The following is a 4,351-nucleotide window of genomic DNA, read 5'->3' as shown; positions in this document are numbered from 1 at the left end:
GTGGGTGCGTCTTCGAGGATGAGGTGGGCGTTGGTGCCGCTGACGCCGAAGGAGGAGACGGCTGCGCGGCGGGGGCGGTCGGTGCGGGGCCAGGGGCGGGGTTCGGTCAGCAGTGACACCGCCCCGCTGCTCCAGTCGACGTGCGGGGTGGGTTCATCCACGTGCAGGGTCTTCGGTAGCAGTCCGTGCCGCAGCGCCATCACCATCTTGATCACACCCGCCACACCGGCCGCGGCCTGGGTATGCCCGATGTTCGACTTCAACGACCCGAGCCACAGGGGCTCTTCGCCAAGACGTCCCTGACCATAGGTGGCCAACACCGCCTGGGCCTCGATCGGGTCCCCGAGCGTCGTCCCTGTCCCGTGCGCCTCGACGGCATCGATATCGGCCGCCACCAGCCCCGCGTTCGCCAGGGCCTGCCGGATCACCCGCTGCTGCGAAGGACCGTTCGGAGCGGTCAGGCGGCCGCTGGCTCCGTCCTGGTTGACCGCGCTCCCTCGTACCACCGCCAGCACAGGGAGGGCTTGACGCTGCGCGTCCGAAAGTCGTGCCAGTACGACGATTCCGGAACCCTCTCCCCAACCGGCGCCATCCGCACAGGCGGCGAACGCCTTGCACCGCCCATCGACGGCCATTCCGCGCTGCCGGCTGAACTCCACGAAGACGCCGGGCGTGGCCATCACCGCGACCCCGCCGGCCAGGGCGAGAGAGCACTCACCGTTTCGTAGGGCTTGGCAGGCGAGGTGCAGCGCCACCAGCGACGACGAGCACGCGGTGTCCACGGTGACCGCCGGGCCCTCCAACCCCAGCGTGTAGGACACCCGGCCCGACACCACACTGTTCGAGTTTCCGGCCAGCAGGTATCCCTCCAGATGCTCGGGCATCTTGCTGGGGTGTGGCGCGTAACCCTGAGGGCTGGCGCCGGCGAACACACCGGTCTGGCTGCCTTTGAGGGTGGTGGGGTTGATGCCGGCGTGTTCGAGTGCTTCCCAGGCGGTTTCCAGGAGGAGTCGTTGTTGGGGGTCGGTGGCCAGTGCTTCGCGGGGGGAGATGCCGAAGAAGGTGGGGTCGAATTGGGCTACGTCGTAGAGGAAGCCGCCTTCTCGGGCGTAGGAGGTGCCTGGTTGTTCGGGGTCGGGGTCGTACAGTGCGTCGAGGTCCCAGCCGCGGTCGGTGGGGAATCCGGCGATGGCGTCGTGGTTGGTGGCGAGCAGGTTCCACAGGGCCTCGGGGGAGGAGGCTCCGCCGGGGTACCGGCAGGCCATGCCCACCACCGCGATCGGCTCCGACGACGCGGCGACAAGCCGCTGGTTCTGCTGCCGGAGACTCTCGTTCTCCTTGAGTGATGCTCGGAGTGCTTCAACGACCCTGCCGTCGGGTGACGTCATCATGGTCTCCAAACCCGAAACGCAGTCGACATGGCGGTGCCACAGGCCAGACGGCGTGAGACGTTTTTTGAGATTGCTGGGAGCTGCGAGAGGCCCCGATAACACAAGGGCAGCGCGGGTCGAATCCTGAAGGTGGCGTGATTGCGCCGTGGCAGGAAATCGACCCTAGATTGTGCGGCCTATTCGATTGCTCGAACGTGAGGGCAGGCGGACTTGGAGAGCGGCTGATATGGAACTACGCGTCATACCGCTCAGCTCCCCTTATCTGTGCCGCAAGTCGTCATGGAGCATGCCCATAGGGGAGGGCGTCTATATCCGCCCTCCTGTCGAGGATCTCAGAATATAGATTATTCAGGTAGGGGAGATGGGGGCAACCCCTACGGGGTGATTGATGACTCCCTGCAGGGGCTCCGAAGGTGCCCGGAGGTAGGAGAAAAGAGTCAGAGTTCGATGATCGACGTCGCGTTCGAGATATTTCAGAGAGAAATGGTCAGGCCCAAGATTCCTTTGAGCTGGGCAGATGCCGACTCATTCGGGTGTGCACGGCCATGCAGAAGAACGTGCATACGTATTGTCCGTCGAACGCCGGTGCTGCGGCCAAGGGGTGGGGTGATAGGCGGGAAGTGGGGTTGAGGCGCACCATCAGCGTCGGTAACGTAATACTTCGTGCTTGCCCGTGTACGCGAGGCCATACGTAGGGCGCGAGCCTCATGAGGCGGCGGTCGTGTGGCGTGAGAAGTCTTGCCGCGCTGCGGTGATTCTGGATGGTTGCCGACGGGTTTTCTGGCGCTGTAAAACCCGATCGCTTGGTGAGGTCTGCTCGTTCTGGTGGAACGCTACGGTGTGAATTCTTGCCGAGAGGCGGCGGGAAATAGAAGGATTCCGACGGCCCGTATTGCGGCAGGAGGTAAGAGGCGATGAGTTTTCCCTCTGTTGCGTCGGACCCTTCGATCCCTGACCGCCGAGTTTTCTCAGGGCGGGTTCATCGCGGTCGACCTGCTCCAGCGATCGTCGTCCGGCCGAAGCCAGTTCTTCCGTATACGGGTACTACCAATGACACACCGCCTGGCTGAGGGCTGGCGACCGCATCGGGGGCGCAGGCGGTAGTGCGGGGCTCCGATTTCTGACGCTGACAAGCTGACAAGAGGGGCGAGGGTCGAGAGATGAGCAAGCAGGAGCAGGGTCGGTGGGAGTGGGAGTCGGAGTCGGCGGAGAGTCGTTTCACTGGTGAGAACCGCGAGCGCTTGACTCCCGCCGCGTCAGCCGGCCTTCAGCCCGCCAAGACTGCTGATGCTGCTGAGGCCGCCAAAGCTGTTGAGACTGCTGAGGTTGTTGGGGCTACGGATGAGCAGGGCCACGCGCGAGCGGGGGCGGACGCGGGCGCGTTGCCAGCCGACGACCCGATCGCTGTGGTGGGGATGGTGTGTCGGTACCCGGGGGGAGTCTCGTCTCCTGAGGCGCTGTGGGAATTGCTGGTTGGGGCGGACACCGCGATGTCCGGCACTCCGACCGCCGGGATCGGAGACCTCGAAGGACGGAACGTCCCGGACCCGCGGCGACCGGCGCCCTCTTCGGCGTACAAAGGTGAACTCCCGGGCGCCGCAGATATGTTGGGGCCGACCCATCTCGGGGCCGTGGTATCCCCGCAGCGGACGCCGAAGGCGAGCGGCCATCAGCTGCTGCTGCACCTTGTCCGCCAGGCGGTAGCGCAGGCGGATATCGAACCGATCGCGCTCCGAGGCAGTCACCTCGGGATTTTCGTGGGAGCTGCCTCGTTCGTGGGAGCTGCCTCGGAGGATCGCGCTGTGGACGACCATGCGGTGCCGGTCGGTGACGGTGCCTCGTTGCCGGTCGGCGACGTGGCCAGCGACGCTGCCGGCCAAGTGGCACAGACCTTGGGGGTGGAGGGGCCGAGCGTCGGCTGTGACACAGGAGACTCGTCTTCCTTGGTGGCGCTTCATGCGGCGTGTCAGGCGTTGCGGTTGGGCGAGTGTTCCATGGCCGTGGCCGGCGGGATGGCGGTGGCGACCGCGCCAGGCGCGTGGGTGGCGGACGGCGGAGAGGACGAGCAGGACGCGGACGGGGAGCGGCGTACGGCGTTCGCGTCCCAGCCCCGGGCCGGTGGCGTGCGGGGTGAGGGCGCGGCCGTGCTGTTGCTGGAGCCGTTGTCACGAGCGCGGCGCGATGGCCACCAGGTGCTGGCGGTGGTACGGGGAAGCGCGGTGCGCCAGACCGATGTCGGTAATGGCTCGTCCGCCTCGGGAACCCTCTCGCGGGAGGCAACGATCCGCCGGGGCCTCAGCGACTTGGGACTGGTGGCGACCGATGTCGACGCTCTGGAGCTGCACGGCGCGGGCATGGTGCTGGACGATCCGACCGATGCTCAGGCACTGCTGACAGCTCACGGTCAAGCGCGTACCGCTGAGCTACCTCTGTGGCTGGGATCGGTTGAGCAGACCCTCGGTCGTACGGGGGCCGCGGCTGGTGTGCTGGGCGTGGTCCGAATGATCATGGCGCTACGGCACGAACTGCTGCCCAGGACGTTGCGTGTCGGCGTGTCGGTTTCACCTGCCGACTGCCCCACCGATGCGCGGCCGTGGCCTCGCGCCCATCGGCCTCGTCGTGCGGCCGTGGCTTCCTGCGGGGTGGGGGAGGCCAACGCCTACCTGATCCTTGAGCAATCTCCCGTCGGCGGCACAGAACCAGCCGACCATGCCGGTCCTGTCGAGAAGGGCGTGAACGAACGCGTGTCGGCCCCGCAGGCAGGAATGGCCCCGACACCGGATCAGGCGGTGCTGCCCTCGGTACTGGCGTGCCCTGATCCGGTGCCAAGCGGTGTCGCCGATCCGGAGCCATGGGACGTCGCCTGGTCCCTGGCCACCACGCGTACCGCCTTCGAGCACCGTGCGGTGGTCCTCGGCCGCGACCGGGAGGAACTGGTCGCGGGGTTGCGGCGGTTGGCA

Annotated in this window: 2 protein-coding genes; one reads left to right on the top strand and one right to left on the bottom strand. The window is 66.7% G+C overall.

The features are described 5' to 3' along the window. Nucleotides 1-1,391, bottom strand: a 1,391-nt coding sequence (locus ACZ6JY_RS40685) for a type I polyketide synthase (protein WP_469204633.1), incomplete at its 3' end; no start/stop codon positions are given. Between the two features lie 1,160 nt (nt 1,392-2,551). Between ACZ6JY_RS40685 and ACZ6JY_RS40680 the strand changes: the two genes are divergently transcribed. After that, a partial coding sequence (locus ACZ6JY_RS40680; protein ID WP_469204632.1) for a beta-ketoacyl [acyl carrier protein] synthase domain-containing protein occupies nt 2,552-4,351 on the top strand: 1,800 nt, incomplete at its 3' end.

It is taken from the genome of Streptomyces sp. NPDC046335 (assembly GCF_055587985.1).
This window is presented reverse-complemented; position numbering and strand designations above follow the sequence as displayed.